The sequence below is a fragment of the Mycobacteroides sp. CBMA 271 genome, from assembly GCF_009729205.1.
Taxonomy (GTDB): Bacteria; Actinomycetota; Actinomycetes; order Mycobacteriales; family Mycobacteriaceae; genus Mycobacterium.
In genome coordinates, this window is sequence record NZ_VTHB01000001.1 from 325256 (window position 1) to 351552 (window position 26297).

A 26297-nucleotide genomic window follows, 5' to 3' on the forward strand; every position below is an offset into this window, starting at 1 on the left:
TTATGCCTGGTCAAGAAATACCCCTGCTTTCTGTCGACCGTGCGCAAAATCCGATTCGAGAACGCGCCGTCGCCACCCGCAACCGTGCGCTGCTCCTCGACGCCGCGCGCCAGATCCTCGACGACGTGGGCCCGGAGAACATGTCCATGGATGCGGTGGCCAACGCGGCGGGCGTCGGCAAGGGAACGCTCTTCCGCCGTTTCGGCAGCCGCACCGGACTGCTGCTGGCGCTGCTCGACCACGAAGAGCACATCGAGCAGCAGGCATTCATGTTCGGACCGCCGCCACTTGGCCCCGACGCTCCCCCGCTGACGCGGCTCATCGCGTTCGGACGAGCTCGGCTTTCCTTCCTGGAACGCCACCTCGACCTGGCGCGCGCCACTACCACCGACACCGACGCCTGGCATCGAGCACCGGCGACCATGCTTGTTCGCACCCACATCCGGGCACTGTTGACTCAGCTCGAATGCACCGGAGACCTCGACGCGCAGACCCACGCCCTCATGTCGATCATCGAGCCCGGCTACGTGCACTTCGCCACCAACGCCAACAGTCAGTCTCTGGATCAGCTCGGGGACGCGTGGGAGGGCCTGACGCGCAAGCTGTGCGCGGCGTGACGGCGCGTTCTACAGTCGGGCAATGACCACGCTTCGCGAAGAAATCCGATCAGCCCTCGACGTTTCCCCCACGATCGATCCGGCCGCCGAAGTGTCGCGGCGGGTGGGGTTCCTCAAGGACTATCTAAGGGTCAGCGGGACAGCGGGATTCGTGCTCGGCATCTCTGGCGGACAGGACAGCGCCTTGGCCGGACGCCTATGCCAACTGGCGGTCCAGGAATCACGACTGGAGGGCGTCGAGGCCGAGTTCATCGCGGTGCGGTTGCCCTACGGCGTGCAGGCCGACGAATCCGATGCCCAAGTGGCCCTTCAATTCATCGACCCTGACCAGACGATCACCATCAACATCAAGGACGCCGCGGACGCTGCCGCAACCGCCGTCACCGAGGCCCTCGGCGAGGCGCCTCGGGACTTCGTGCGCGGCAACATCAAGGCCCGGGAGCGGATGGTGGTGCAGTACGCGGTTGCCGGTCAACATCGACTCGTGGTCGTCGGAACCGACCACGCCGCCGAGGCCGTCACGGGATTCTTCACCAAGTTCGGCGACGGCGGTGTCGACGTCACACCACTGACGGGACTCACCAAACGTCAAGGTGCACAGCTTCTTTCCCACCTACGCGCCCCGCAGAGCATCTCGCACAAGGTGCCCACCGCCGACCTGGAGGACGACCGGCCCGCGCTCCCCGATGAGGTAGCTCTCGGCGTCACCTACGCGCAGATCGACGACTATCTGGAAGGCAAGGCCGTGACCGTCGAGGCCGCCGAAACGATCGAGCGGTGGTACCTGCGGACGCGGCACAAGCGCGCGGTGCCTGTCACGCCATACGACAGCTGGTGGCGTTAGGAGTTCTTCGACCCGGACTGCTGAAACCCGGGCCGCAGCGCATTGGTGAAGGCAAGGTTGACCAAGCGCATTGCGACGCTGTACGGCCACCACAGGGTGCGCTTAAACAGATACAGCGCACGGATGTCCGCCGAGGTGTACACCAGATAGCGGTTGTGCCGGATGCCCTCGACGATGCGGTCGGCCACCTTCTCCGGGGTGACCGCGTGCCCGACAAACCGGTTCATCCACTTGTTCACGCTCTCGTTGTTCCGGTCCACCCCGGCGATCTCGACGGTGCGCACCAGCGGCGTATTGACCGCCCCCGGCACCACCACGGTGACGCCGATCTTGTAGCGCGCGAGATCGAAGCGGAGCACCTCCGAGACGCCGCGCAGTCCGTACTTACTGGCGCTGTAGGCGGCGTGCCACGGCAGCGCCACCAGCCCGGCCGCCGACGACACGTTGACGACCTGGCCGCCGCTGCGCGCCTTGATCATGGCGGGCACGAAACTCTCGATCACGTGGATCGGCCCCATCAGGTTGATATCGACGACCGAGCGCCACTGCTGATGAGTAAGCCTGTCCACCGACCCCCACACGGATATCCCCGCGATATTCAGCAGGACATCCATGCTCGGGTGCGTCGCGAGGATGTCGGCCGCGAAAGCCGCCACCGCGTCATAGTCGGAGATGTCAAGCGCACGGTGCGCGCTCACCACCCCTCCCGCCGCCGTGATCTCCTCGACGACGGACTCCAAACCGTCGGCAAGGCGATCGGTCAAAAACAGCTCGGCGCCCTCGCGCGCTAGACGCAACGCGGTGGCCCGTCCAATACCGCTGGCGGCTCCCGTGACGAAGCATCGCTTACCGGTGAATTCGTACGCCATGACTGAACCGTACCGGCCCGTAATCTTGAATTTCTGCGCGGTCCGATAGCAAACGGTACCTTCGAGACATGTCGATTGATAGCACGCAATCTCGCCGAAGGTGGTTACCTTTGGCAACTACAATTGCAGTAGTGCTGATGGTCTCCATGGCATGCTCCGGCGGGACGCATTCGCGCAGCGAAGCACCTCAGGTCGGCGGCTATACCGCCACGCCCGCGCCGGCCTACCCACAGCAGGCGTCCCCGATGAAGGATTCCGTCCAGCAGGCCCCGCAGCATGGCCCGCCGACCGAGGCCAGCCGGGACATCGTCAAGACCGGGTCCATGACGATCACCGTCCCCAACCCGTCTGAGGCCGCCGACAAGGCGGCAGATCTCGCGGAATCTGCCAAGGGCCGGGTAGAGAGCCGCTCAGAGGACGCGGGGTCGAGCTCCGGTCACGCACGTACTTCCATCGTGTTGCGGGTCCCGTCCGCCTCGCTCGATGACGTCGTTCGCGATCTCAAGAAGCTGGGGAAGGTCAACTCGGCCGACTCCAAGAGCGACGATGTGACCTCGCAACGGGTCGACCTGGATGCCCGGATCGCGGCCTTGCAGACCTCCGTAGACCGGCTGCTGGGGATCATGCGTGATTCCAAAGACACCGACGCCTTGATCAAGGCCGAGAACGAGTTGTCCAAGCGGCAGGCCGACCTCGACAGTCTGCGGGCACAGCGCAGCCAGCTCGGCGACCAGATCGCCTACAGCTCCGTCAACATCACCTTCCTGGCCGAAGAAGTCGGCCTCCCACCGAAACCGCCCAAGTACCAAGGCTTCTCCGGACAGATCGAGCGCGGGTGGGATGGGCTCGTCGCGGTGGGCAATAGCCTGCTAATGCTGTTTGGATTACTGCTCCCCTGGCTCGGCGCATTCGCCGTCCTCGGCGGGATCGGCTACGGCGCTCTCCGGGTGATCAAACTGCGCCAGTCCGGCGAATCGAAGCTAGCACCCCAAAAGACTGACGCGCCATAGAGTCTCGACGACCGCGAGAGCCCGAGCGGGATCGGCGTCACGACCTACGAATGCGCTGTCACCCGAAACAGTCGATGCGGTCAGCGCCGCCAGCGATCGCACCAACGCGGGCAGGTCTTCCGTAACCGGCTGCGCACCACGCTCTTTCACCTCAACTTCGGCGATCTTGATGATCTTCTCGATGACAACATCGGTGAGATCGTCGAGCAGCCCGGCGATCGTGGGATCGGTGATCCGCGCCTCCAAACAGGCCTTCATCAATGGGTCGCTGTACGCAATCGAGGCGGCGCTGCCGACCATCCGGTGCGCGAACTGCTCGGGCGTCTCATCGTCGCCACGCGGCGCGAAGTAGTGGGTCAGCTCGTCGAGCTCGGCGAAGGCCTCGCCCACCATCTGAGCAAGCACCGAATACTTGCTGTCGAAATAGAAATAGAACCCTGACCGGCCGACCCCGGCCCGCTCGCTGATAGCGCTCACCGAGAGGTCGGCGAAGCTGTGGTTTTCCGCGATCAGCTCGGCAACTGCCGTCATGATCGCGTCGCGCTGCCGATCACCGCGAGACTGCGTGCCGGTGCGAGCTGGACTGACCACCTGCACAGTTTGCACCGAAATACCGTACGAACAGAACTTGACACCCGTCAAGTTCTCCGGCGAAGATGATCTGGAGCACATCGACGTGTTCGCCGCGAGCGAAGGAGCCGCGCCACATGGCGACGATCAGTAGCACCGACTACCTTATTGACCAGGCCAAACGCCGTCTCCCGACCATGAACACCCTGCCGGGGATGGGATACATCGAGGAGTACCTCAACAACCGCGAGTGGCCAATGAGCGAGCTAGCCGCGCCGCCACCCGGAAGCGGATTGAAGCCCGTGATGGGTGATCAGGGGCTGCCCATGCTTGGGCACATGGTCGAGATGTTCCGCGGGGGCATCGATTGGGTGTTGGACACCTACAACAAGCGCGGACCGGTGAGCTGGACCCAAACGCCTATCGGCCCCGTCGTCACGGCGCTGGGCCCCGATGCCACCCAAGCGGTCTTCAGCAACAGGACCAAGGACTTCTCTCAGGACGGCTGGAAAGTTGTCATCGGCCCATTCTTCAACCGCGGCCTGATGCTCCTGAACTTCGGCGAGCACCACGAACACCGACTCATCATGCAGCAAGCCTTCTTGCGCAGTCGCCTGGCCGGATACGTGCAGCAAATCGATGCTGTCGCAGACGATATCGTCGCGCAGTGGCCGACCAATGACAGTCGCTTCCTGTTCTATCCGGCCATCAAGGAGCTGACTCTCGACGTGGCGTCCGTGGTGTTCATGGGTAACGAGCCCGGCGCGGACCACGACCGGCTCGAGAAGGTGAACAAGGCATTCGTTGCGACCACCCGGGCCGGCGGCGCCATCTTCCGGTTCGGCCTGCCCCCCTTCAAGTGGTGGCGCGGGCTGGAGGGCCGCAAGGTCCTCGAGGAGTACTTCATCGAACGGGTTGCCATCGCGCGCCAGAAGGATTCTGGCGCCGACATGCTGACGGCGCTGTGCCACGCGGAAACCGATGAGGGCGACGCCTTCACCGACACCGACATCGTCAACCACATGATCTTCCTGATGATGGCCGCGCACGACACGACGACGTCGACGACCACCACGATGGCTTACTACCTGGCCGCGAATCCCGAATGGCAAGAACGAGTTCGGGACGAATCGGATCGCCTTGGCGACGGACCGTTGGACATCGACGCACTGGAGAAGCTGGAAAGCCTGGATCTGGTGATGAACGAGGCGCTGCGCCTGGTCACCCCGCTGCCGTTCAACGTCCGCTCGACGATCCAAGACACCGACCTGCTCGGATTCCACGTGCCCGCCAACACCATGATCAACATCTGGCCGGGCATGAATCATCGCCTACCTGAGTTATGGACCGACCCTGAGAAGTTCGACCCCGATCGGTTCGCCGAGCCGCGCAACGAACACAAACGTCACCGCTACGCTTTCGCGCCATTCGGCGGTGGCGCACACAAGTGCATTGGCATGGTGTTCGGCCAGCTGGAGATCAAGGCCATCATGCACCGGCTGCTGCGTCGCTACCGGTTTGAGCTGGCGCACCCTAGCTACGAGGCCAAGTGGGACTACGCCGGTATGCCGCTGCCGATCGACGGCATGCCCATCACCTTGCGGCCGCTGCGCTGACACTCACCTCTGCGAACAGAGGCGGTTGACGCAGGCGGTCACCGCCTTGAGCGATGACGCGGTGGCGTCGTGCGCACGGCCCATGGCCCATGCGGTCGCGGTGCCGTCGGTGCCGCGGACGAACGTGAAGGTCTGATCGCCGTCGTGCAGCTGGTGGAAGTTGAGCGTCTCCATGCGGATCCCACGCTCGGACAGCATCACGGTGAGCGCCGCCATGGGACCGCAGGCGGCAGCAGTTGATGATTCGATTCGCTCACCGATCGCGAGCGTCGCCTGGTAGGTGCCGTCGGCCTCGGACCACTGGCCCAGTCGCAGCGGGCCCGCGCTTCGCTCGTAGGTCTGACAGAACGAGGTCCAGGACATGTCGCCGGCCTCGTCACGGAGGCCGCGCGGCAGCGGAACGCCAAAGCGCGCCGCGAAGGGATCCGAGGGGATTGTTGTGTGGGAGTGCATGTGCCGGTCTTTCATCCGAATGGGAAGGCGACCGACTGGTAGTAGCTTCGACCCACAGCGAGGGGTCGGCCTGGATCAGACCCCGCTGCGGGTTGCTACTACGAGAAGACTCAACACGGATGCCAGATTAGACGCGACGTCTGATTAGCGCAAATACTTTCCCAGGGCCAGCATCGATCGTTCCGGCTCGGGGTCCGGCGGATCATTGACGAGGGTGTGCAGGCGGTCGGTGATGGTGTCGCCGTCCAGGTGAGTGCCGATGAGCACGAGACGTGCCCCCGAAGACAGCCCCGTCCGCTTGGGTGCCTTATCGATGCTGATGTGATCACCCACGGTGTGCACGGCAAGCGTCTTGTCGCCGAGTCGCACCACGCCCTTGATCCGGTACACACCGGCGGGCTGACTGTCGAGGAACTCGACCAACCGTCGCGGGTGCAGCGATTGCTCGGTAGCGAACTCCACCGTCTCGTAGTGGTGGTGTGCGTGGTGCTCATGGCTGTGGTCCTCACGGATGAGGTCCTCCAGCGAGAGCTGGCCGATGGGCGCCGGGCGCTCCTTTTTGTCGAACAGTAGCCGGGGGTCGACGTCGGCTCCGGTGGTCTCCACGATCGACGCTCGCGGGTTGCGTTCCTTGACGACAGCACGCAGGTGAGTGCGGTCTCCGGCGTCGGCCAGGTCAATCTTGTTGAGGACCACGAGATCTGCCAACGACAGGTGCTGAGCGATCTCCGGGTGCCGGGTCGCGATGTCTTCGTACTGGGCGGTGTCGACGACGGTGATAAGTCCCCCGTAGCCGATCCGGTTGTCGTCGGCGGCCGCGGCGAGCACCATGCGCACCAACGGCAACGGCTCGGCCAGCCCGCTTGCCTCGATGACGATGGCATCGATATCGCGGCCGGCGAGCACGGTCAGCATGCCGCCCAATTCGTCGTCATCGGCAGTGCAGCACAAACATCCGTTGGACATCGTCATGGTCGAGTCAACCTGACCGGCGACCAGCATGGCGTCGATATTGATGGCGCCGAAGTCGTTGACCACCACGCCGATTCGCACACCCAGGGTGTTGCGCAACAGGTTGTTGAGCAGCGTTGTCTTCCCGGCGCCCAGGAAACCCGAGACAATGGTGACCGGGATCATCGCGTTGTCACGGCGCTAGTCATCGCTGGCGGCAATCCACGTCAGTGTCCCCGCGGCACGGTCGACGGTCACCAGCTCATGGTAGTGGCCCATGGTCCGCCTGCTGGCCTTCGCCATATGCGAATGTCTTGATGTTGCACCACATGTATGTCCCGCGGGACATGTGGACGAGCCGCTCGCCGAGGTACTCCAAGTTCTCCCCCATGACGGCGAGCGTATCTGCGCATCGTTGCGACGGGAATGACCGAACTACCGTTGAAGTTGTCGCTCATCATCGAGGAAGGCACACAATGTCCCAGAAGGTCGTCATCGCCGGTGGTCACGGCAAGATCGCCGCACACCTGATCCGAATCCTCGCGCAGCGCGGCGATACCGCCGTCGCACTGATTCGCAATCCCGACCATGCCGCCGATGTCGAGGCATGGGGTGGGCAACCGCTAGTTCTGGACCTCGAGACGGCCGACATTCGCGATGTTGCGGAGGCTCTCCGCGGTGCCGACGGCGCCGTCTTCGCCGCGGGCGCGGGTCCAGGCAGCGGGCCCGCACGCAAGGACACCGTAGACCGTGCGGCGGCTGTTCTGCTGGCAGAGGCTGCCGGGTACGCGGAGGTCCGCCGGTTCATTCAGATCAGCGCGTTCGGGGCTGGCGGGCCGACACCGACCGAGGGTGACGAATCGTGGATCGCCTATGTGATCGCCAAGACCGCCGCCGAAGAGGACCTGCGGGTACGCGATGCGTTGGGTTGGACCATCCTGCGCCCCGGCCTACTCACCGATGAAGATCCGACGGGTTCAGTCACGTTGTCGGCCAGCCGAATCGAACGCGGATCGGTTCCGCGCGCCGACGTTGCGGCGGTGGTCGCCGAACTACTGACCGTGTCGAATGCGGTGCACCAAATCCTGTTCCTCACCGAGGGCAACACGCCCGTCGCCAGCGCGGTGCACTCGCTCTAAAGCAGCGCGAACAGGCGTTCCAGCGCCCGCATCTGCTCGTCGAACGGGGTGTCGAGTTTGACCAGCAGTGTCGAAATACCAGCGGCGCGATAGCGTTCCAGCCGTTCACCGATCATCTCGTCGGTGCCCACCAGGTTGGTGAGCCGGCCCAGGTCATCGGGCACGGCCTCGCGGGCAGCATCCCGATCACCTGTGTGCCACAACGATTCGACCCTGCGCACACCGTCGCCGTAGCCGAGCCGGGTGAACGCCTCGTTGTAGAAGTTGCGCCCGGAGGCACCCATCGCACCGATCGTGAACGCGTACCCCGCGGCATGACGCCTGACCGCGGCGGCAGCATCGGTTGCGGTGTCAGCGAATTCGAGGGCTACCGGAGCCACCAGGTCGATATCGGCCAGCTCTCGACCGGCCGCCACGGCCCCGTCACGGATGGGACCGAGAAATACCTCGGACAGCTCGGGGATGAAGGTATTGCCGAGCCACCCGTCCGCGAGCTCCCCCGTGAGCGCGAGGTTCGCCGGGCCCATGGCCGCGTTATAGATGGGCAGGCTCCGCGGCGCCACCAAGGGCCGTATGGGTTTTCCGGGGCTACCCGACAGCGGCAGCGTGTACACCTGGCCCGAGTACTCCAACCGCTCTCCGCGGGCCACCATGCGGACGATGTCGATCGTCTCGCGCGTGGTCTGCACCGGCTTGGCGAAGCGCACACCGTGCCATCCCTCCATCACCTGCGGGCCGGACGTACCGACGCCGAGGATGAATCGCCCGCCGGAGAGCTGCTGCAGAGACAGCGCCGACGTCGCCAACAGTGCGGGAGACCGCGACCCGAGCTGAACTACGAAGGTGCCGAGCCCGATGGCCTCGGTGCGGGCAGCCAAATAGGCAAGGCCCGTCAATGCGTCATAGCCCCACACCTCGGGGACCCACAGCGACGCGACGCCCAACTCCTCCGCGCGTCGCGCGAAGTCGACGGCGCCCGGCAGCCGCGGCTCGATCAGTACACCAATTCGCATCAGGCCCTCCATCGCAGACGTAGGATCAGCGTATGCGATACCGCGACTGTCCCACTATTGAAGTGTCCCAACGGATGTCGGGAAGCGTCGCCGAGGCATGGACACTCGTCACCGATATCACGCTGCCCACCCGCTGTACGGGCGAGCTCATCACCACCGAGTGGCTCGACGGCGCCGACAAGGTTGCGGTCGGTGCACGGTTCAAGGGCACCAATAGCGGCGACGGTTCCGAATGGAGCACCGTATCGGTAATCACGGAGGTAGAGCCGGAGTCCCGCTGGGTCTGGAACGTGCTGTCCGAGGGTGATACCTTCGCGGCCAGTTGGGGTTTCGAAGTCGAACCGGCAAGCAATGGAGTAATCGTGCGGCAGTGGGGCCGCCTGGGTCCCGGACCGTCGGGACTGACACCGGCCATCGAGGAAATGCCGGAGAAGGAGGCCCGGATCGTGTCGCGCCGCCTGCAAGACTGGCGTGCCGGGATGGAGGCGAACCTTCGGGAGATCGCCGAACGACTCTCGCGCTAGCCTGTCAAATTCTCGGGCTCGGCCCAGCTGATCAGTTCGTCACGGGCACGCGCCACCCGCGAACGGATGGTGCCGATCGCGCAGCCACACACGTCGGCGGTCTCGGCATAGGAAAGACCAACCACCTGGGTGAGGACCAATGCCTCCCGGCGGTCCTCGTCGAGCCCGGCGAGAAGTGCCTTGAGCTCCACCAGTTCCTCGAACCGGTGCGTGGGACGACGCAGCGACGCCTCTTCCAGGTCTGCTCCGTGGGCGATACGCGGCCGGGATTTCAAATGACGAATATGGTCGGCAACCACGCGGCGCGCGATCGACAGCAGCCAGGTGCGGACCGTGGACCGTCCCGCGAACCGTGGCAGTGCGCCCAGTGCCCGCAGGAAGGTCTCCTGGGTGAGATCGTCGGCAACTCCGGCATCGGCCAGGTAGGCGACGAATCGCCACACGTCAGCCTGGGTCGCTTTCACCAACGATTCCAGTGCGGATTGGTCGCCACGGCCGGCGGACAGCGCTAGCTCGAGCAGCTGCTCGTCGTCGGTGCCGGTGGCCACGAGTCCTACTCTATGTCGTAGATGTTGAGTGGTGGACGGCGGGAACTCTTTGGTCGCCCCATCCGACCAATCTCCCGTGACATATACCGAGGACCAGCCCGATACTCGTGAGTCCAGCCCCGACACCGGGTGGGGACGATTCGCTCCAATCGTGCTGCGTCTGCACTTCTATGCCGGGCTTCTCGTCGGCCCTTTTCTCTTGGTCGCGGCACTCACCGGACTGGCGTACGCACTGGTGGGGCAGGTTGACGCCGCCGTGTACCGACAGGAGCTCAAGGTCGACTCCGTGGGTACCCAGCAGGTGCCATTGTCCGATCAGATCGCGGCAGCCACTGCCGCTCAGCCCGACGGCACGGTGACCTCAATCCGTCCGCCGGCACTCCCCGAGGACACCACCCGGGTGGTGCTGTCCGTCCCAGAAGACCCGGATGTACCCGCCGACTACTCGCGGACGGTGTTCGTCGACCCGTACAGCGGGCAGGTCCGCGGCACCTTGACGACATACGGCGAGTGGCTGCCGGTTCGTGCCTGGTTCGACGAGCTGCACCGGAATCTGCATCTGGGTGCGTTCGGACGCAACTACAGCGAACTGGCGGCCAGCTGGCTGTGGGTGGTGGCCCTCGGCGGCCTGATCCTGTGGGTCGGATATCGGCAACGCACCGCCCGGCTGCGCAGGCTCGCGCTGCCCGATCGCGACGCCACCCCGCGCCGACGCAGACTGACCTGGCACGGCGCCGTGGGAGTCTGGATAGCCATTGGGCTGCTGGGTCTTTCTGTCACCGGCCTCACCTGGTCGCGCTATGCCGGCACCAACATCGGCAACATCACCCAGGCGATCCGGCCGGCGCTGTCCACCGAACTCGATCCGGCCTTGGCCAAACCGATGACCGGACACGAGCACCATGGCACCGCCGCGACATCAGGCGGCGACCCACTCGGCGGCGTCAACACCGTCATGCAGAGTGTGCGCGACGCCGGGCTGCGGGGGCCCCTGTGGATGACACCACCGCCGGACGCCAACACCGCGTGGCTGGTCTCCGAGCGCAAGCGAGACATCCCGACACGCTTGGACGCCGTCACGGTGAACCCGGCCAACGGGGAGATCACCGGGCGCAGCAACTTCGCAGACTGGTCGCTGCTGCAGAAGTCGACCGAGTGGGCGATCGACGGCCACATGGGCATCCTGTTCGGAATCCCGAATCAGATTCTGGTGGCGCTCATCGTGATTGGGCTCATCACCGTGATCACGCGCGGCTACCTGATGTGGTGGAAGCGGCGGCCCACCCAGCGCGGCCGGTTGCCGGCAGCGCCGAGACGTGGCGGCCTGCTCGCCCTCAAACCGGTGGAGCTGGTCGTGCTCGCGGTGGTGACTATCGGGATCGGGTGGTTCACACCGCTGCTGGGCATCTCGCTGGCCGCGTTCCTCGCGATCGACCTCGCGTGGACGTTGGTGGCGGGCCGCCTACGCAGCTGAATTATCGGCAGAGCGCAAATGCCGCTCCCCCGAACTCACTTCGTCCAGGAAGACAGCGCGATGCTGGTTGGGCGGGTTACGCCCGGCGCGGTAGTCGCGCAGCACCAGCAGCGCGAAGATCAACCCGAGCAGCACCGGTGCATGGCTGACGATGCGCGACGCCGTGACCTGCCCGTTGACGGCGTCGTTGATGACGTACCCGGACAGTACGAGCGCGAATGCGCCCAACACCGTTGCCATTCCGGCCGCTGCGGCGGGCCGGACGCCTGCAATCACCATGGCGACACCGAGTGCCACCACCCAGGCGGTGGATTCATTCATGAGGTGCTCACCGGTCATCGCGCCATGGTGCTGCGAGGACACCATGCCGAAGTTGATTCCGGCGACCTGCATACCGGCGACCCCCAACTGCAGCAGTCCGATCAACACCAGCGCACATCGGTTGACATTCTGACGCGCCCAGTGCACATAGCGGGCGGTGCGGGTGAGGGGTTCGACAGCGGCGGCGGCCAGGATCTGCCCGGTCAGGTCGCGGGTCGGCGCGGAACGTGCGTAGGCGAACTGGCGTTCCAGCCCACGCGCCCGCCCCAGCCATTCCCGGCAGGAAGCGCAGGACAGCACGTGCTCGTCTAGACGCTTGCGCGCGACGCTCGCCTGCTCGCCGTCAACCCACGCCGACAGCTGCTCGCGCACCTCCTGACAGTTCACCCCTCCATCGTCGCCTATCGCGTGAAGCTACGTGTGAAGACCCCAGCCAAAGACCCTTGACGTCAGCAGCACCAGGCCCAGAGACACCGCCGCCACCACCACCAGACCGATCACCGCGACCACGAGGGGGCGCCATCCGCTACGGGCAATCTCCCGGAAGTTGGTGTTCAGCCCCACCCCCGCGAAGGTCAGTAGGAACGCCCACTTGGACACGTTCACGAGGTTGTTCACCTGCCCCTTGGTAAGCCATCCAAGGGTGACGACGGCGGACACCGCCAGGAAGCCGAGCACGAACTTGGGGAATTTGTCCCATACGAACGCGGCCTTGGCCTTGATCCCCGGCGCGAGGGTGTCGGCCTCGCCGCGCGCCGCCCAGTACAACGCGAACCCGAGCACTACGAAGCCGATGAGCGCGTTGCGGGTGGATTTGACGACCGTAGCGATGTCACCTGCGTGCTCGGAGTACAGACGTCCGGTGGCGACCGTCTCGGCGGTGTTGTCGACGGCCAGACCCGCCCACAGACCGAACTCGTAATCGGTCAGTCCGAGTCCGTGGCCGATCGCCGGCAGGGTGAACAGCGCCACCGCACCAAGCGCGAGGATGGACGCGATGGCGTAGCTGACATCGGAATTGCGCGCGCGGATGGCGCCCTTGGCCGCGATGATGGCCGACACCCCGCAGATCGAGGTGCCGATCGCCAGCAGCGACCCCAGCTTTCCGCCGAGGCCAAACCATTTGGCCGCCAGCAGGATTATGGTGCCCGCCACCGTCATGTCGATCACGATCTGCACGAGGCTGGTGGCACCCAGCTTGAGAACGTCGCCCAGCACGAATCGGGCGCCCAGCGCGACGATGCCGATCTTGAGCCAGAATTCGTACGTCTGCACCCCTGGCCGGAAGATGCGGTGCAGCCCGACGGTGTTGGTGATCAACAGCCCGATCACGATGGCCCACAACACATATTCGATGTCAGGGACGGTCCAGTGCTGCGCCTTGGCCAGGTCCTTCCACCAGATCTGCGCGTATTTGGCCAGCAGGCCCACGCCGATGAGCAACAGGATGCCGGGCACGTAATCCAGCGGACGGCGCGAGGTGAAGCTCGAGTCTTCATACGCCTCCTCGACGGTGTCTGTTGTCGTCATCTGGTCACCACGCAATCTTCGGCAGCACGTCGGCAACCGCTAGGACGGCGATCACGCCGGCGATGATGGTCGCCCACCAGTCGACGCCGATGCGCGTTATGAGCGGCGGGCGGGACTCGTCCCGAGAGGCCGCTGACTGTTCGTCGGTCACGTGCCAGATGATCTTCCGGCCACCCCGGCCTCGCAAGACATCCACTCGCGTTGAGTCGAGGACGCCGCTATGCTGACGCCTTCAATGTTTGCTATCAGGCCAATTTCGGCCGATCGGGAGGGTGACGGACATGCCAGGTGAAACCGGTTTTGCGATCTTTCTATTCGTGGTCGCAGCGCTGACGTTCGCGGTTTACTGGGCCACCAAGGACGGCGCCATCAAGACCGGCGCGAAAGTCACGTCCATCGTGGCGGCACTCGCCGCGCTGGTCTTCCTGGTGTTGGCCTGCTTCACCGTGGTGTCCACCCGCAACATCGGCGTCACGACGACATTCGGGCGTCCGTCGGGGACGCTCTCGAACGGCTTGCATCTCAAGGCGCCGTGGCAGAACGTCACAGAACTCGACGGAGCGATTCAGATCGACAACCACACTGGGGACCACGCCAGCACCGTTCGCCTCGGAAACAACTCGACGGCGCGTACCGACACGTCGATCCGTTGGCGGATGGCGCCCGCCGCCGCGGACGAGCTGTTCTTGGACTACCGGACATTCGACAATATCCGCGACAACCTGGTCACCCGTGAGCTGAATGCGGCGCTGAACGAGGTGTTCTCGAAGTTCGATCCCCTGTCACCACAGTTCAGCGATGGCGCCAACCTGGAACAAATGTCCAACCAGGTCGCCGACATACTGCGCAAGAAGGTCGGTCAGCAGATCGAGGTCCTCAACGTCATTGTGCCGATCGTGCGCTACGACGACGCGACGCAAGACCGCATCAACGCGCTGAATGTGGAGAAGGCCAACACTCGGGTCGCCGAACAGCGCGCCAAGACGGCGCAGGCCGAAGCGGAAGCCAACCGAATCCTGGCCGATTCGGTGAGCCGCGACCCAAATGTGTTGGTGTCTAAGTGTTTAGACGCGGTCAAGGAGACCAAGACCAGCCCGCTGGGCTGCTGGCCGGGAGGCGCAGCGATGCCCACCGTCCCGGTCAAGTCTCCGTAGGCGTCACTCTGGGGGTCGGCATTAAACTTGACACACTGTCAAGTACAGTCGACGACGCCCGCAGACAACGCAGTCGGAAGGTCCTCGCCCGTGTATCCAGGTACCCACGCGTCTCAGTTCCCCAACAAGCCCGCCGTCGTGATGGCGGCCTCCGGGATCACGCTCACCTACGGCGAACTGGACGAGCAGTCCCGTCGGCTGGCCCGCTTTTGGCATGACGCTGGGCTGCGCAAGGGCGATCACGTCGCGATGCTGAGCGACAACGTTCCCGAGGTGTTCGTTGTGTACTGGGCGGCCCTGCGTTCGGGGCTGTACATCACGATGGTCAACCACCATCTCGCGCCGGCCGAGATCAGTTACATCATCAACGACTCCGGCTCGACCTCGCTCGTGGTCTCCGCCGGCGTGCGCGAACAGGCCGAGGCGATCCTGCACGACATCCCCTCGGTCACAGTGCGTCTGGCCCTCGGCGGCGCCGTGCCCGGGTTCGACTCGTATGAGGAGGCGCTCGCCGGAACCTCGGCCGCGCCGCTCTCCTCCCAGCCCGCCGGGTCCGACATGCTGTACTCGTCCGGAACCACGGGGCGCCCCAAGGGAATCAAGACTCCGCTACCCGATCGGCAGATCGACGAACCGGGTAGCCCGCTGGCGGTGTTCGCCCACCTGTACGGCTTCGACACCGACACGGTGTACCTGTCCCCTGCGCCGACGTATCACGCGGCGCCGCTGCGTTTCTCCGGCGTCGTGCAGTCGATGGGCGGAACGGTCGTGGTGATGGACCGCTTCGACGCCGAGGGGTCCCTGGCCGCCATCGAGAAGTACCGGATCACCCACAGCCAGTGGGTACCGACGATGTTCGTGCGAATGCTTAAGCTGCCCAAGGAAATCCGTGACCGCTACGATGTGTCCACCCTCAAGGTCGCGGTTCACGCCGCCGCACCGTGCTCGATCGAGGTCAAGCATTCGATGATCGATTGGTGGGGGCCGGTCCTATACGAGTACTACTCGTCCACCGAGGGCAACGGCGTCACCTTCATCGACAGCGCGACCTGGCTCAAGCGTCCGGGTTCGGTGGGATATCCCGCGCTCGGGGTGCTTCACATCTGCGACGACGAGGGCGCGGAACTGCCGGCGGGCGAGGCCGGACTGGTCTACTTCGAGCGCGACGAGCTGCCGTTCGCGTATCACAACGACGACGAAAAGACCCGTAGTGCTTGCCATCCCGTTCATGAGACGTGGACGACGACGGGAGATATCGGCTACGCCGACGACGAGGGCTTCCTGTTCCTCACTGACCGCAAGGCGTTCATGATCATCTCCGGGGGCGTCAACATCTACCCCCAGGAGATCGAGAACGCCTTGGCGCTACACCCCGGGGTACTGGATGTCGCCGTCATCGGGGTGCCCGACGCCGAGATGGGTGAATCGGTCAGGGCGGTAGTGCAGCCCGCGGACCCGTCGGCGGACCAGGAAGCACTCGCCATTGAGCTCACCGAGTACCTGCGCGAGCGAATCGCCCGGTACAAGGTGCCTCGCAGCATCGACTTCACCGATACCCTTCCGCGCACCCCCACCGGTAAGCTGGCCAAAGGACTGCTGCGCCAGAAGTATTGGGAAGGGGCTCGATGAAGACGATGGCCGCGATCTGCGTTGCCGCGGGATTGTTGTCAGCATGTTCGGCGCCCGCAGCACAGGACGGGCCGTCGAGCACGACCGCCCCGACGGTGCAACCGGGCACCATGCCCAACCTTGCCGGCATGCAATGGACCGACGCGAACGCGATTCTGCGCAAGTTGGGCAGAGTCAGCGTTACGACGAAAGAGGTTTCGGTGGACGATCCATATCAGAAGTCACGAGTCATCTCGCAGGATCCGGCTGCCGGGGCGCATCTGGAACCGGGTGCAAAGATCACGCTGACCTTCGGGATCTAAGCGCGTCGCGATGCGACTGTGGTCACTGCATCCGCGAAACCTCGACGCCAAAGGACTCGTCGCGTGCTGGCGAGAAACGCTCTTGGCCCAGAAGGTGCTGGAAGGGCGCACCCGCGGATACCGAAATCATCCGCAGCTGGACCGATTCAAGGAAATCGGGCAGCCGTTGGACGCAATCGGCGCATACCTGGCGGGTCTGGCCGACGAGGCCGACCATCGCGGGTACCGGTTTAACCGCGAGCTGATCAGGGTGCCAATTTCCGCCCGCAAGCCTCTCATAGATGTTCATTACGGACAGCTGACCTACGAACGCTGGCTCCTCGATGCCAAGCTGACGCTCAGGAATTCCGCCGGCCAGATGTCGGCCAGTCCGTTCAGGTTGCGACCACACCCAATCTTCCAGGTGATACCCGGTGAGATCGAGGTCTGGGAAAAAGTAGTGCCAGGGTATCCGTAGACCCGAATATCAGCGCGCTGCCAGCCTGGCCGCGTAGAGCGCCAGCTCGTCGCCGACGTTAGCGATCGTTTCGGCGCCAACGGTTTCCATGGCGTCGTCGAGGTTGTCGCGTACGTCCTCGATGGTGAGCTCCGGTGAGGTCACTCCTTGCGCCTCGCTGAGGAAGACCCGCGCGAATCGACCGCCCCCGGCGCTGAAGCTGACACCGGAACACGGCACATCCTCGGAGACCAGGAAAGCCGCGACGGGTGCCACCGCGGCGGCCGGGAAGGTCTCACGTAGCCAGCTGAGCGCGGGCTCGGGCATGTTCTCCACCATCCGTGTGAAGCCGACGGGAAGCAGTGCGTTCACCTTGATTCCGTGCGCCGGCCCGGCAAGACCCAAGTTGGTTGTCATGCCAATCATTCCGGCCTTGGCGGTCGGATAGGTACAGGCCTCGCCCTGTCCGAACATGCTGCCGGAGGAGATGTTCAGAATCCGCCCATACCCCTGCTCGACCATCGCCCTCCATGCCGGGCGCAACACATTGAACGGCCCGAGCATCTGCACCCCGAGCACGGTGTCGACGTCCTCGTCGGTGAGTTCACCGAAGGTCTTGATCGGCCCGACGATCCCGGCGTTGTTGATGACGATGTCGACCCGACCCCAGGCGTCCAGTGCCGTTCCGACGATGGCCCGTCCACCGTCCCCGGTGGCGACCGTATGCGTGTCGGCGGTCGCCTCACCACCGAGGTCGTTGATTTCGGTAACCACCGAATTGGCCGGAGATTCGGAGCCTCCGGTGCCAAGAAGCTCATCGGGAGTGCCAATGTCATTGACGACGACCTTGGCGCCGCGACTGGCAAGCAGCAGCGCATACTCGCGCCCAAGCCCGCCACCCGCACCGGTGACGATCGCTACCCGTCCGTCGAATCGGATATCACTCATTGACTGCTCCCATCGGTTCGATGACTTCACGTGCGAATCGCTCGAGGAGCGAGACTATTTGCGCTGCCGAGAGGTTTGACAACGCGAGCATGGTGGCGTCGATGATCAGCTCGTCTACTCCGGCGTCGGCGAACCGCTGCGCCTGCTGGAGCCGTTCGTCGGAGTCACCGCTGAACGGCCAGGCCTCGACGTCGACGGTCGGGTATCCCGCCATGTACCGGACCTGAACCTGTCCGCGCGGGCGTCCGGCATCCCGGCACGCCTGCTCGTAATGGGAAATCTCCTGGGGCGGTTCGGGTGTGCCGAGGACAATGGGATGCCAGCCATCGGCAAGCGCGGCGCGGCGGATGGCGCGCGGACCGCCCCCGCCGAAGTAGACGGGTGGCCCGCTGCGTCCCTCATGCCCCTTGGGGAACATCCGGACGTCGCGATAGCTCGACCATTGACCGTCGAAACTTGAGGAGTCGGTGGTCCACAGGTCCCGCCAAACTTTCAGGTCTTCGTCGGTACGTGACCATTTGTCGTCGAAAGTCACTCCCAGCGCTTCGAATTCGGCCTCCAGCCGCCCCACCCCAACCGCGACAGCAAGGCGGCCCTCGGCCAGGACGTCGAGCGTGGACAGGTACTTCGCGGTGAACAGCGCGGGGCGGTATGGCGCGACCAAGACGCTGGTGCCCAGGGTCACCCGCGTGGTCTTGCCCGCGAGATATGCCAGAGTGGCCAGGATTTCGGTGAGCTCGTCGGGCAGAAAAGGTGTTTCCGCGGGGACGATGACGTGGTCACTCGCCCACACCGAGTGGTAGCCGTTGTCCTCGGCGGCGCGGGTGATCTCGGTGATGGGTCCGGGCGCGGCCAGGTGTGAGAAATGCGGCAGTGCTACACCGAAACGCATGAATTCTCCGATCAGTTGATGAAACGGCGTAGGACATCGAAGGAGTCGAGCGAGGTGACCGCGGCAACGGCCCGCTCAACACCGACGCGGGCAATATCGCCGGCCTGCAGTCGATCTCCGAAGGCGGCGGTGACAACGGCGCCAACATAGAAATGCGTGGCGGTCGCGCGGTACAGGTCCCATAGCTCTCCACTGCCGAGGTCCGGGCCGCCGCACTGGGCCAGCTGGCGCCGGTACTCGTCGAGTAGATCGCGTTCATGTGCCCGCGCGACGTCCGGCGGCAGCGAGGAGTTGAGAAAGTAGGCAACATCCCGTATAGCGGGCCCCTCCGATGCCACCTGCCAGTCGAAGAATCCGGCGCTGCCATCCGGATTGAAATAGGCATTGCCCAGGTGGGTATCGCCGTGCGTAAGTGTCGAGGCAAGACTGCCCCAGAAGGCATCGACCGCGTCGCCGTGTTCGACGAGCAGCCGAGCCGCCCGCTGAACATCCTGGGGCACAATGTCAATGGCGCGTTTGAGTCCGGCGACCTTCACCTGGTGGGCGATCGCGTGATGGGCGCTGGAGTTGACGAGGCCCCGCAGGTCTCCGTGGAAGCGCGGGCTGTTCCAGTAATGCGCATGCAATGCGGCGAGGGTGGCGAGGACTCTGCTCGCATCCGCCGGTGCGCAACCGGCACGGACATCGTCGAGGCGACATCCCCGGGCGGCCAAATCTTCGATCAGAAGGATCCCGCGCCCGCGTCGGCGATCCCACTGTGCAACATAACTTTTCGGGGCAATTCCAGGTAGCTCGCCCGGAATCGTCCGGTACACATCAACTTCACGCTCGCCAAGCCCGAGGGCGTTCATGAACAAACGACCGACGAAGGCCGTGGGTGCGAACTTGAGAAATACCGTCGCCGGGCCCATGCCGGGCTCGCGGTACTCGATGGACAGCAGCGCGCGACTTGCAGTGCCATGGTGCTCATCGGCGACGGTGACGCGTTCCACGTCTGCGGGCCGCAGTCCCAGCGCCGTGGCCACCCATTCGGGGCGGACATCACGCGCCGCCTTGGGCATCGAGCGGGCGGGAAGCGTGCGGTCCACGACGTACCGGGCGGTCTGGTCGACCAGGGAACCCGCAGCACGGACGGCCTCAAACACGCACGCCTCCATCCGAATTCATCTCGACGCTGAGTTGAATCCTCGCCTCACGAGATACGTTATCCGAAATAACGCATCCGGCGCAAGAGTGGATTCAGGTCAGGCACGCGCGTTCGAGAAACACACTCTCTGGTGCCCGCCGCTGGGCGACATACACGCCGGCGGACGCGTCAGGCAACCGAACGAATCGCGCGCACCACTGCATCGAGGGCCATCAACCGCACCACGTCAACATGAGCCGGTACCTGCCCCGACCCGTCCGACCTCGAAGTACGGCCCGCCCACCGACGCTCGTGCCGCGGCGTACCCGTCGTCTGCCGTGGGCCGGACCGACGCGTCTCCCACCGCCAGATCGAAGAGCGCGAGAGTGGGAATCACCGGAACGAGGCCGCCGGGAGTCGGCACTGCACCCGGTCTCGGCGGCCTGGTCGGTCCAATGCCCCACACCTACCCCAGGAATGCCGACACTTCGCGTGTTTTCCATACGGCCCAACGGTACTCACGAAAGCGCGAGTGCATCGACCAGTGCCGGCAGCGCCGTGGCCGCGGTGGCCCGCCAGACCAGATCCGCACGATCGGAAAGGTCCGTCTCGTGTGGGTTGATTTCGACAACGGTTGCGCCGCGACTCGATGCCAGCTGCGGGAGCCCCGCGGCCGGATAGACGATGCCGGAGGTTCCGATGAGCAGCATCAGCTCACAGTTCTGTGCGTGCGCGACGGCGTGACCGAACTCGACCTCGGGAAGCATCTCGCCGAACCACACGATGCTCGGACGCACCTTGCCGCCGCAGCCACACGCCGGTGGCGCGACGCGCTCAGAATCCGGAGCAGCGACCGTCACGTCGTAGCCGGTCTGGCACGTGTCGCAATGCGATTTGAGCAGACTGCCGTGAACATGGGTGACGTCCACGCTGCCCGCACGTTCGTGAAGGTCATCGACATTCTGGGTGACTATCCGGATGTCGCGGCCAGATCCCCACTGGGCCAACGACCGATGACCGTCGTTCGGCTGCACCGCCATGAGCTGGATGCGCCGATTCTGATACCACGCCCAGACGAGCCCCGGGTCCTCGTGCCACGCCTCCGGCGTCGCCAGGGTCATCGGGTCATACTTCGACCACAGACCGGTTTGGGCATCACGGAAAGTGGGCAGCCCGCTCTCCGCAGACATCCCGGCGCCGGTGAGCACCGTGACGGTGCCCGCCGTCGATGCGGCGACGATCAACTCGTCGGGTACCTGTGTCACATCTCTTTCTTACTACGGAGTCCTTCTTACAACGGACTACGAATTACCGAGAGTTCGCATCGCGTTCCGGGCCGCCAGGCTGATCTTGATAGGAATCGCAGCCCGAACTTCGATCCCGGTGGACTCACCGAAGACCCGAGGCTCCTGCACGCGTTCGCGTGGATGGTTCCCGGCGAACGCGCGTTGTTCGGACTTGACGAGCTAGACCGCGCGAAGGTCTGGGCCGCAAGCTGAGGCTGTACCCAGAAGTCGGGTAGTGCACTACTCGCGCCCATAGCTCCGTTCGCCCATACCGTCACACCACCAACGTTTCGGCTGTGCGAAAGTCAATGGCCCTGCGCTGGAATGGTATTCATCCGGCCACGAAAGGCGCGTGCACCATGGTCCTCGTTCCGAGTTTCGAAAGTCAGTCGCACTTCTTCACTCCGGCCGCATTGGCGGTCAACGAGCAACAACCGGCCTCGATTGCCGATCAGCGTTTCGTCTTCCAAACAAATGGCGTTGCCCTCGTCAACATGCCCGGACAGACCACCGTCGATTGGTCACGAGATCAAGCGTTGATCTCCCCGAACATGAGCGATGCTTTCAAAGCGATCACGACGCGGCATAACATCCCAATACCCGCCGGGACCTTCCCGTGGTTCCAGGTGGACAGCGCCATCCCCTTCGCCACCCTGAGCTCGATCTTCGATCGGCATCAGGCGATCGATGCGGGGTTTGCGGTTGACCGTTGGCGTTTTAGGACGCGGACCGGCATCGGATCGCTACCCGGTCAAACGTTCCAAAGCCTGTTCGACGGTCTACTCGTCGATCTGGCCGTACGTGACAGCGACGCGGTGATCCACCGAATCAGCTACCACATCACGGTGCAGGGCAGACTGCGGTTCGTCACCGGTCTTACGTGACGGCCGTCCCATCTGACCAGCCAAGCCAGCAGAACCCGGTCAGCCGCAATGCACTGCGATCGCTCGCAGGAACTCGATGCTCTCCATATCGCGATTGGTCGATTCCCCACTTGTGGTGCCGTAGTTGCGATTTGCGGAAAGTTTGACGACGACAGTGTCACGGGACGGGTCGACGTACACGTACTGGTTGTACACACCCATGGCGGCGAACTCGCCGTGGTCGCCGTCGGGCAACCACCACTGATAGCCGTACCCGATGGGAAGAGTGTGGTCATTCAAAATGACACGGCCGGGTTGCAGATGCGCAGCGGAGGCCGTCAGTGAGGCCTCGACCCACTCGGCCGGGATGACCTGCTGGCCCTGCCAGATACCCCGATTGCGGAACAACTCACCGAGCCGGGCGAAGTCGAGAGGGATGAGATTGACTCCGGCGAAAGCCATTTCCGTACCGGCACTGTCGATGAGCCAGTAGCCGGGCGCGGTGAACCCGAGCGGTTCGGCAAGTTTTTCTTGCATGTAGTCCGCTAGCGAACATTTCGTCGCGCGGGCAACCAAAGCACCCAACGCCTGCGTATCGGCCGAGTTGTAACGGCACACGGTGCCCGGCTCGTTCTCGCGGACCATATCGGCGACAAAGGCATCCAATGTGCTGGCGCCACCCATGACTGCGCCGAGACGGAAGATGTCGGAATTCGGATCCGCATAGTCTTCGTTCCATCGGGCACCCGAAGACATTTGCAGCACGTGACGGATGGCGACACCGTCATATGCCGAGCCGGGTGTGACATCGATGTAGTCACTGATCGGTTCATCCACACTGCCGATGGCGCCCTCCCCGAGCGCAATGCCGACCAGCGTGGATACGAAGCTTTTGGCCACCGAGAACGAGATCCAGTGCGTGTCTCGGCCACCGGTGAGGGCGTAGTACTCCGATCGCACCGCCCCGTTCTTCAGCACGATCAATGCCGCGGTATCGGTGTCGATCAGAAAACTGTGTACCGACCGTGCGGACCCGTCCATGTCGTAGGTCTGCGGTAGCTGGGCCTGCTCGCCATGGGGAAATGGCATCGGCGCCGAAGATGGCGCCATTTTCCGCACCGGCAGCAGATCGGCAAGGCGAGAGAACCTTTCGTGCTGCGGCGCACCGGTGAAGAGGGCGAGGTCGAGAGTCGAGGTGATGGTCTGTCCGTCCATATCCAAGGACGATAGACGAACCGATCGGTTTGTCAACCAAATGGTTCGCCTACTTTGTATAGTGCACTCATGGAACAGGGGCCTGTGCGCGTCGACGGCCGCGCGCTGAGATATCAGAACCGTCGACCAGAGCTCTTGGCGGCGGCCGCCGAGTACGTCCTCGACCATGGGTTCGGGGAGTTGTCTCTGCGCCCAATGGCCCTCGCACTCGGCGTCACTCACTCAACCCTGATCCGCCAGTTCGCTTCCAAGGAAGCGCTCCTGGCCGAGGTCGTCGAATACATCCGCAACCGACTTCTCTCCCAGGTCGCCGAGCTCGACGGGGCCCAATCCACCGCTGAACTGCTGCACGCCTTTTGGCGTCTACTCGATGACCCCAGGGAACGCCGACAGTTCGCGCTGCTCACCGAGATCTACGCCCTCGCCCAACGCGACAGGGATCGCTATGCCGCCGTTCTCAGGTCCTCAGCGGAAGACTTCCGCCGCCCAATCGAAGCCCTGCTCATCCGCGACGGGCGCTCACCCGATCGTGCGATAGCGATCGCCACAGCGCTGCTCGCCCAGATCCGTGGTCTTCAGCTCGACCTTGCCGCGACAGGGGACCATCGCCGCATCAACGACGCGTTTTCCGCCACCGTCGCCGCCCTCCTGCCCCCAACGGGGTAGCCGGTGGCCGAGAGTCACCAGGAAATGGACGTTTCCCGATAATCAGCTGTGAAACAGCTGTGTGTGATCTTGATCGGGCGTAGGGTGCGCCCATCAAGATCAAAGGGGGCCCATTGTGGCTGCACCAGGTTGGTACTACGGTCCGCCAGGCATGTCGGTAGCGATCCACGCCAGGCGTTAGTCACGCAAAGCCGGGCCCACGGTCGGCCGCAGTGCACAGGCGCCCGGGCACGGAAAAGTAGTTGCAGGCAGTCCCTGCATAGTTCACATCGCCGCCCTGTCGGACGGTCGCATAGCGCGTCAAGGGGTCTCATGACTCTCGGGCAGACATTCGATCCTCGAAACAATGCACTCAACGCATGGCGGATTGTGCTGGCCGCCTCCGTCATTCTCGCGCACTCCTGGCCGCTCACCGGCCACAAGCTGCCGTATCCGATGGGACCCCTGCTTGCACAGGTGGGGGTAGACGGCTTTTTTGCGCTCTCCGGGTTCCTCATCACGTCGAGCTGGATGCGCAATCCGAGGCCTCGCGAGTACTTCAGCGCACGGGCCTTACGCATCTTCCCCGGATTGTGGGTTTGCCTAATGGTCACCGCATTCGTGATCGCACCCCTCAGCGTCACCATCCAGGGCGGTTCGGCCACAAGCCTGCTCACATCACTGAAACCCATCGAGTACGTCCTCAACAATGGCCTACTGAACGTCTACTACGTCGGCATTGACGGAACTCCCAAAGACATTCCCTGGCCGGGCGTGTGGAACGGATCGATCTGGACCCTCGTCTTCGAAGTCATCTGCTACCTCGCGGTGGCCGCCTTGGGTGCCATGGGCCTGCTGAAGCGGAGCTGGACCATTCCGTCAGCTTTCGTGTTATTCCTTTGTGCCACAGCATATTTCTCATATCCGGCCTTCGCCTTGGAAACCATTCCGCAGATGGTGGCGCGATTTGCCGTGATGTTCGCGGCCGGCGCACTGCTGTTCCAGTTTCGAGACGTCATACCTGCCCGATGGTCGCTCATCACGATATGCCTTGGCGCTCTGGTTCTTTCCGGACTGTTATCCAACTACCGGGTAATCGGCGCTCTTCCGTTGGCGTACATAGTCATCGCGTCGGGCGCACTCATCCATGACAAGCGACTCAACCTACGCAACGACCTGTCCTACGGCGTGTACATCTATGCGTTCCCTATCCAACAGTTCTTGGCCGTCTTGGGATTTGCCGACCTGAACCCGTTCCTGTTCTTCGCGATAGCAACGACGGCAACTCTGCCGATGGCGGCACTGAGTTGGTTCGTGGTCGAAAAGCATGCGATGTCGCTGAAGTCCCGGCTCACCCGGACAGTGAGACCGGGGGCCGGCGGGCCCGCGGACCAACCCGTATAGGCGCTCTCTGTTCGATGGGCGCAATACCGGAACACTGCAGCGGACCTCCCCCGCGGACTACGGTATCTTCGTCCGAGGGCCGGGGTGCCGCATCTGCTTGGAGGTACTACCCATGCGCTCGTTCAGCGTGGCCCTGCTCGTAACGGTTGCCGCCATCTTCGGTTCTACTGGCGTGGCGGCGGCAGCGCCGCACGACTACTGCGCCGACCTCAAGGGCAGCAATACCGGCACCACCTGCGAGATCCATCTGTCCGACCCTGGGTACAGCGTCGACATCACCATGCCGCTGAACCACCCCGAGCAGAAGTCGATGGCCGAATACATTGCCAAGACGCGAGACGCGTTCCTCAATTCGGCCAAGTCCGGTACCGCCCGCAGCACGCCGTATCAGTTGAGCATCAAGCCGACGGAATACACCTCGGCGATCCCCCCACGCGGCACGCAGACCGTGGTGTTCAAGGTGTACCAAAACACTGGCACGCCGCAGACGACGTACAAGGCCTACAACTGGGACCAGAGCTATCGCAAAGCGATCACTTACACGGCCGCACCTGACGACAAAGAAAATGTGCCGCTGTGGCGGGTGGACGATCCGCTGAAGACCGTCGCGCCGATCGTCCAGGCCCTGCTGCAGCAGCAGCTGGCACCGCCGGTCGCACCTCCCACACCGACTACAACCTCGGGACAGCCGACTACCACCACGTCGTCGACGACTACGACGCCACCACCGCCCCCGCCGTTACCGTTCTCACCCGCGTCGCTGTACAACCCTGCCAACTACCAGAACTTCGCGATCCTCAACGACGGAGTGGCCTTCTATTTCGACCAGGGCGCATTGTTGCCCGACTCATTCGGAGCGCTGCAGGTACTGGTACCCCGGTCGGCAATCGACCCCATGATCGCTTAACACTTTCAAGC

31 protein-coding genes and 1 pseudogene are annotated in these 26297 nt (G+C 64.0%); 16 read left to right on the forward strand and 16 right to left on the reverse strand.

The genetic code is table 11. From position 1 onward, the window contains the following. Positions 1–2: 2 nt before the first annotated feature. Together FZI91_RS01575 and nadE are read left to right on the forward strand one after the other, a co-directional pair. Positions 3–617 carry a TetR/AcrR family transcriptional regulator gene (locus tag FZI91_RS01575; protein ID WP_155936943.1) on the forward strand — a complete coding sequence of 205 codons (615 nt, stop codon included), beginning with the start codon at positions 3–5 and terminating at the stop codon, positions 615–617. A gap of 22 nt (positions 618–639) precedes the next feature. Next, entirely contained in the window at positions 640–1461 is an 822-nt protein-coding gene (gene nadE / locus FZI91_RS01580) for an ammonia-dependent NAD(+) synthetase (RefSeq protein ID WP_155936944.1), read from the forward strand. On the opposite strand, the gene FZI91_RS01585 is transcribed toward nadE, so the two are convergent. Then, positions 1458–2330 carry an SDR family oxidoreductase gene (locus FZI91_RS01585; RefSeq protein ID WP_155936945.1) on the reverse strand — a complete coding sequence of 291 codons (873 nt, stop codon included), beginning with the start codon at positions 2328–2330 and terminating at the stop codon, positions 1458–1460. The two genes, nadE and FZI91_RS01585, sit on opposite strands and share 4 nt — an antisense overlap. A gap of 137 nt (positions 2331–2467) precedes the next feature. On the opposite strand from FZI91_RS01585, the gene FZI91_RS01590 reads away from it, so the two are divergent. Continuing rightward, entirely contained in the window at positions 2468–3340 is an 873-nt protein-coding gene (locus FZI91_RS01590) for a DUF4349 domain-containing protein (RefSeq protein ID WP_162526139.1), read from the forward strand. On the opposite strand, the gene FZI91_RS01595 is transcribed toward FZI91_RS01590, so the two are convergent. Further along, complete coding sequence (locus FZI91_RS01595) at positions 3311–3931, reverse strand: TetR/AcrR family transcriptional regulator (RefSeq protein WP_162526138.1); 621 nt, start codon at positions 3929–3931, stop codon at positions 3311–3313. The genes FZI91_RS01590 and FZI91_RS01595 overlap by 30 nt on opposite strands. Positions 3932–4047: 116 nt before the next feature. Here FZI91_RS01595 and FZI91_RS01600 point away from each other — a divergent pair, with 116 nt between their 5' ends. Beyond that, on the forward strand, positions 4048–5526 hold the full coding sequence (locus tag FZI91_RS01600) for a cytochrome P450 (protein ID WP_155936946.1): 1479 nt from the start codon (positions 4048–4050) through the stop codon (positions 5524–5526). 3 nt (positions 5527–5529) lie between these two features. Here FZI91_RS01600 and FZI91_RS01605 read toward each other — a convergent pair whose 3' ends face one another. The 3 genes from FZI91_RS01605 to FZI91_RS24080 form a co-directional block, all read right to left on the reverse strand. Beyond that, positions 5530–5979 carry a hypothetical protein gene (locus FZI91_RS01605; protein ID WP_155936947.1) on the reverse strand — a complete coding sequence of 150 codons (450 nt, stop codon included), beginning with the start codon at positions 5977–5979 and terminating at the stop codon, positions 5530–5532. A 144-nt stretch (positions 5980–6123) separates the two neighbouring features. Continuing rightward, a complete protein-coding gene (locus tag FZI91_RS01610; RefSeq protein WP_155936948.1) occupies positions 6124–7116 on the reverse strand; it encodes a GTP-binding protein in 993 nt (330 codons plus the stop codon). Positions 7117–7192: 76 nt separating this feature from the next. Then, a complete protein-coding gene (locus tag FZI91_RS24080; protein ID WP_279538381.1) occupies positions 7193–7321 on the reverse strand; it encodes a hypothetical protein in 129 nt (42 codons plus the stop codon). A gap of 85 nt (positions 7322–7406) precedes the next feature. Between FZI91_RS24080 and FZI91_RS01615 the strand changes: the two genes are divergently transcribed. Then, the gene (locus FZI91_RS01615) at positions 7407–8069 is read left to right on the forward strand and encodes an NAD(P)H-binding protein (RefSeq protein WP_155936949.1); all 663 of its coding nucleotides are present in this window, start codon (positions 7407–7409) and stop codon (positions 8067–8069) included. Here the strand turns inward: FZI91_RS01615 and FZI91_RS01620 are convergent. After that, the gene (locus FZI91_RS01620) at positions 8066–9082 is read right to left on the reverse strand and encodes an LLM class flavin-dependent oxidoreductase (protein ID WP_155936950.1); all 1017 of its coding nucleotides are present in this window, start codon (positions 9080–9082) and stop codon (positions 8066–8068) included. The genes FZI91_RS01615 and FZI91_RS01620 overlap by 4 nt on opposite strands. A gap of 32 nt (positions 9083–9114) precedes the next feature. On the opposite strand from FZI91_RS01620, the gene FZI91_RS01625 reads away from it, so the two are divergent. Beyond that, the gene (locus FZI91_RS01625; RefSeq protein WP_155936951.1) at positions 9115–9606 is read left to right on the forward strand and encodes an SRPBCC family protein; all 492 of its coding nucleotides are present in this window, start codon (positions 9115–9117) and stop codon (positions 9604–9606) included. Here the strand turns inward: FZI91_RS01625 and sigC are convergent. Continuing rightward, complete coding sequence (sigC, locus tag FZI91_RS01630; protein ID WP_162526112.1) at positions 9603–10154, reverse strand: RNA polymerase sigma factor SigC; 552 nt, start codon at positions 10152–10154, stop codon at positions 9603–9605. The two genes, FZI91_RS01625 and sigC, sit on opposite strands and share 4 nt — an antisense overlap. 76 nt (positions 10155–10230) lie before the next feature. Between sigC and FZI91_RS01635 the strand changes: the two genes are divergently transcribed. Beyond that, entirely contained in the window at positions 10231–11628 is a 1398-nt protein-coding gene (locus FZI91_RS01635; protein WP_162526113.1) for a PepSY domain-containing protein, read from the forward strand. Here the strand turns inward: FZI91_RS01635 and FZI91_RS01640 are convergent. From FZI91_RS01640 to FZI91_RS01650, 3 genes are read right to left on the reverse strand one after another with little or no spacing between them, the layout of a single operon-like run. Continuing rightward, positions 11617–12336, reverse strand: a complete 720-nt coding sequence (locus tag FZI91_RS01640) for a DUF2275 domain-containing protein (RefSeq protein ID WP_162526114.1) — start codon at positions 12334–12336, stop codon at positions 11617–11619. The two genes, FZI91_RS01635 and FZI91_RS01640, sit on opposite strands and share 12 nt — an antisense overlap. Positions 12337–12363: 27 nt before the next feature. After that, a complete protein-coding gene (locus FZI91_RS01645; RefSeq protein WP_155936952.1) occupies positions 12364–13479 on the reverse strand; it encodes a YeiH family protein in 1116 nt (371 codons plus the stop codon). Between the two features lie 4 nt (positions 13480–13483). After that, entirely contained in the window at positions 13484–13630 is a 147-nt protein-coding gene (locus tag FZI91_RS01650; RefSeq protein ID WP_162526102.1) for a hypothetical protein, read from the reverse strand. A 130-nt stretch (positions 13631–13760) separates the two neighbouring features. On the opposite strand from FZI91_RS01650, the gene FZI91_RS01655 reads away from it, so the two are divergent. The 4 genes from FZI91_RS01655 to FZI91_RS01670 all read left to right on the forward strand — a co-directional run bounded on the left by FZI91_RS01655 (position 13761) and on the right by FZI91_RS01670 (position 17021). Beyond that, positions 13761–14633 carry an SPFH domain-containing protein gene (locus FZI91_RS01655; protein ID WP_155936953.1) on the forward strand — a complete coding sequence of 291 codons (873 nt, stop codon included), beginning with the start codon at positions 13761–13763 and terminating at the stop codon, positions 14631–14633. A gap of 90 nt (positions 14634–14723) precedes the next feature. Continuing rightward, on the forward strand, positions 14724–16262 hold the full coding sequence (locus FZI91_RS01660) for an acyl-CoA synthetase (protein WP_162526115.1): 1539 nt from the start codon (positions 14724–14726) through the stop codon (positions 16260–16262). A gap of 110 nt (positions 16263–16372) precedes the next feature. Beyond that, positions 16373–16564: a PASTA domain-containing protein gene (locus tag FZI91_RS01665; RefSeq protein WP_155937697.1), complete on the forward strand. Its 192-nt coding sequence runs from the start codon at positions 16373–16375 to the stop codon at positions 16562–16564. A 10-nt stretch (positions 16565–16574) separates the two neighbouring features. After that, entirely contained in the window at positions 16575–17021 is a 447-nt protein-coding gene (locus FZI91_RS01670) for a pyrimidine dimer DNA glycosylase/endonuclease V (RefSeq protein ID WP_155936954.1), read from the forward strand. 9 nt (positions 17022–17030) lie between these two features. Here FZI91_RS01670 and FZI91_RS01675 read toward each other — a convergent pair whose 3' ends face one another. The 5 genes from FZI91_RS01675 to FZI91_RS01695 form a co-directional block, all read right to left on the reverse strand. Beyond that, entirely contained in the window at positions 17031–17948 is a 918-nt protein-coding gene (locus FZI91_RS01675; protein ID WP_155936955.1) for an SDR family NAD(P)-dependent oxidoreductase, read from the reverse strand. Further along, a complete protein-coding gene (locus tag FZI91_RS01680) occupies positions 17941–18840 on the reverse strand; it encodes a TIGR03619 family F420-dependent LLM class oxidoreductase (protein WP_155936956.1) in 900 nt (299 codons plus the stop codon). The genes FZI91_RS01675 and FZI91_RS01680 overlap by 8 nt, the downstream gene beginning before the upstream one ends. 11 nt (positions 18841–18851) lie before the next feature. Continuing rightward, on the reverse strand, positions 18852–19985 hold the full coding sequence (locus FZI91_RS01685) for a phosphotransferase (protein ID WP_162526116.1): 1134 nt from the start codon (positions 19983–19985) through the stop codon (positions 18852–18854). A 228-nt stretch (positions 19986–20213) separates the two neighbouring features. After that, positions 20214–20390, reverse strand: coding sequence for a hypothetical protein (locus FZI91_RS01690; protein ID WP_203448827.1), 177 nt, complete (start codon positions 20388–20390; stop codon positions 20214–20216). 94 nt (positions 20391–20484) lie between these two features. Beyond that, positions 20485–21231: an NAD-dependent deacylase gene (locus FZI91_RS01695; protein ID WP_162526117.1), complete on the reverse strand. Its 747-nt coding sequence runs from the start codon at positions 21229–21231 to the stop codon at positions 20485–20487. A gap of 144 nt (positions 21232–21375) precedes the next feature. Here FZI91_RS01695 and FZI91_RS01700 point away from each other — a divergent pair. Continuing rightward, a pseudogene (locus FZI91_RS01700) lies at positions 21376–21465 on the forward strand (STAS/SEC14 domain-containing protein); the annotation flags it as partial. A gap of 146 nt (positions 21466–21611) precedes the next feature. Then, complete coding sequence (locus FZI91_RS01705; protein WP_155936959.1) at positions 21612–22136, forward strand: hypothetical protein; 525 nt, start codon at positions 21612–21614, stop codon at positions 22134–22136. A 39-nt stretch (positions 22137–22175) separates the two neighbouring features. Here FZI91_RS01705 and FZI91_RS01710 read toward each other — a convergent pair whose 3' ends face one another. After that, positions 22176–23330 carry a serine hydrolase gene (locus FZI91_RS01710; protein ID WP_155936960.1) on the reverse strand — a complete coding sequence of 385 codons (1155 nt, stop codon included), beginning with the start codon at positions 23328–23330 and terminating at the stop codon, positions 22176–22178. 69 nt (positions 23331–23399) lie between these two features. On the opposite strand from FZI91_RS01710, the gene FZI91_RS01715 reads away from it, so the two are divergent. From FZI91_RS01715 to FZI91_RS01725, 3 genes are all read left to right on the forward strand, one after another. Then, complete coding sequence (locus tag FZI91_RS01715; protein WP_155936961.1) at positions 23400–23996, forward strand: TetR/AcrR family transcriptional regulator; 597 nt, start codon at positions 23400–23402, stop codon at positions 23994–23996. A 312-nt stretch (positions 23997–24308) separates the two neighbouring features. Continuing rightward, on the forward strand, positions 24309–25379 hold the full coding sequence (locus tag FZI91_RS01720) for an acyltransferase (RefSeq protein ID WP_155936962.1): 1071 nt from the start codon (positions 24309–24311) through the stop codon (positions 25377–25379). Positions 25380–25491: 112 nt separating this feature from the next. Next, the gene (locus tag FZI91_RS01725; protein WP_166548223.1) at positions 25492–26286 is read left to right on the forward strand and encodes an RsiV family protein; all 795 of its coding nucleotides are present in this window, start codon (positions 25492–25494) and stop codon (positions 26284–26286) included. Positions 26287–26297: the final 11 nt, after the last annotated feature.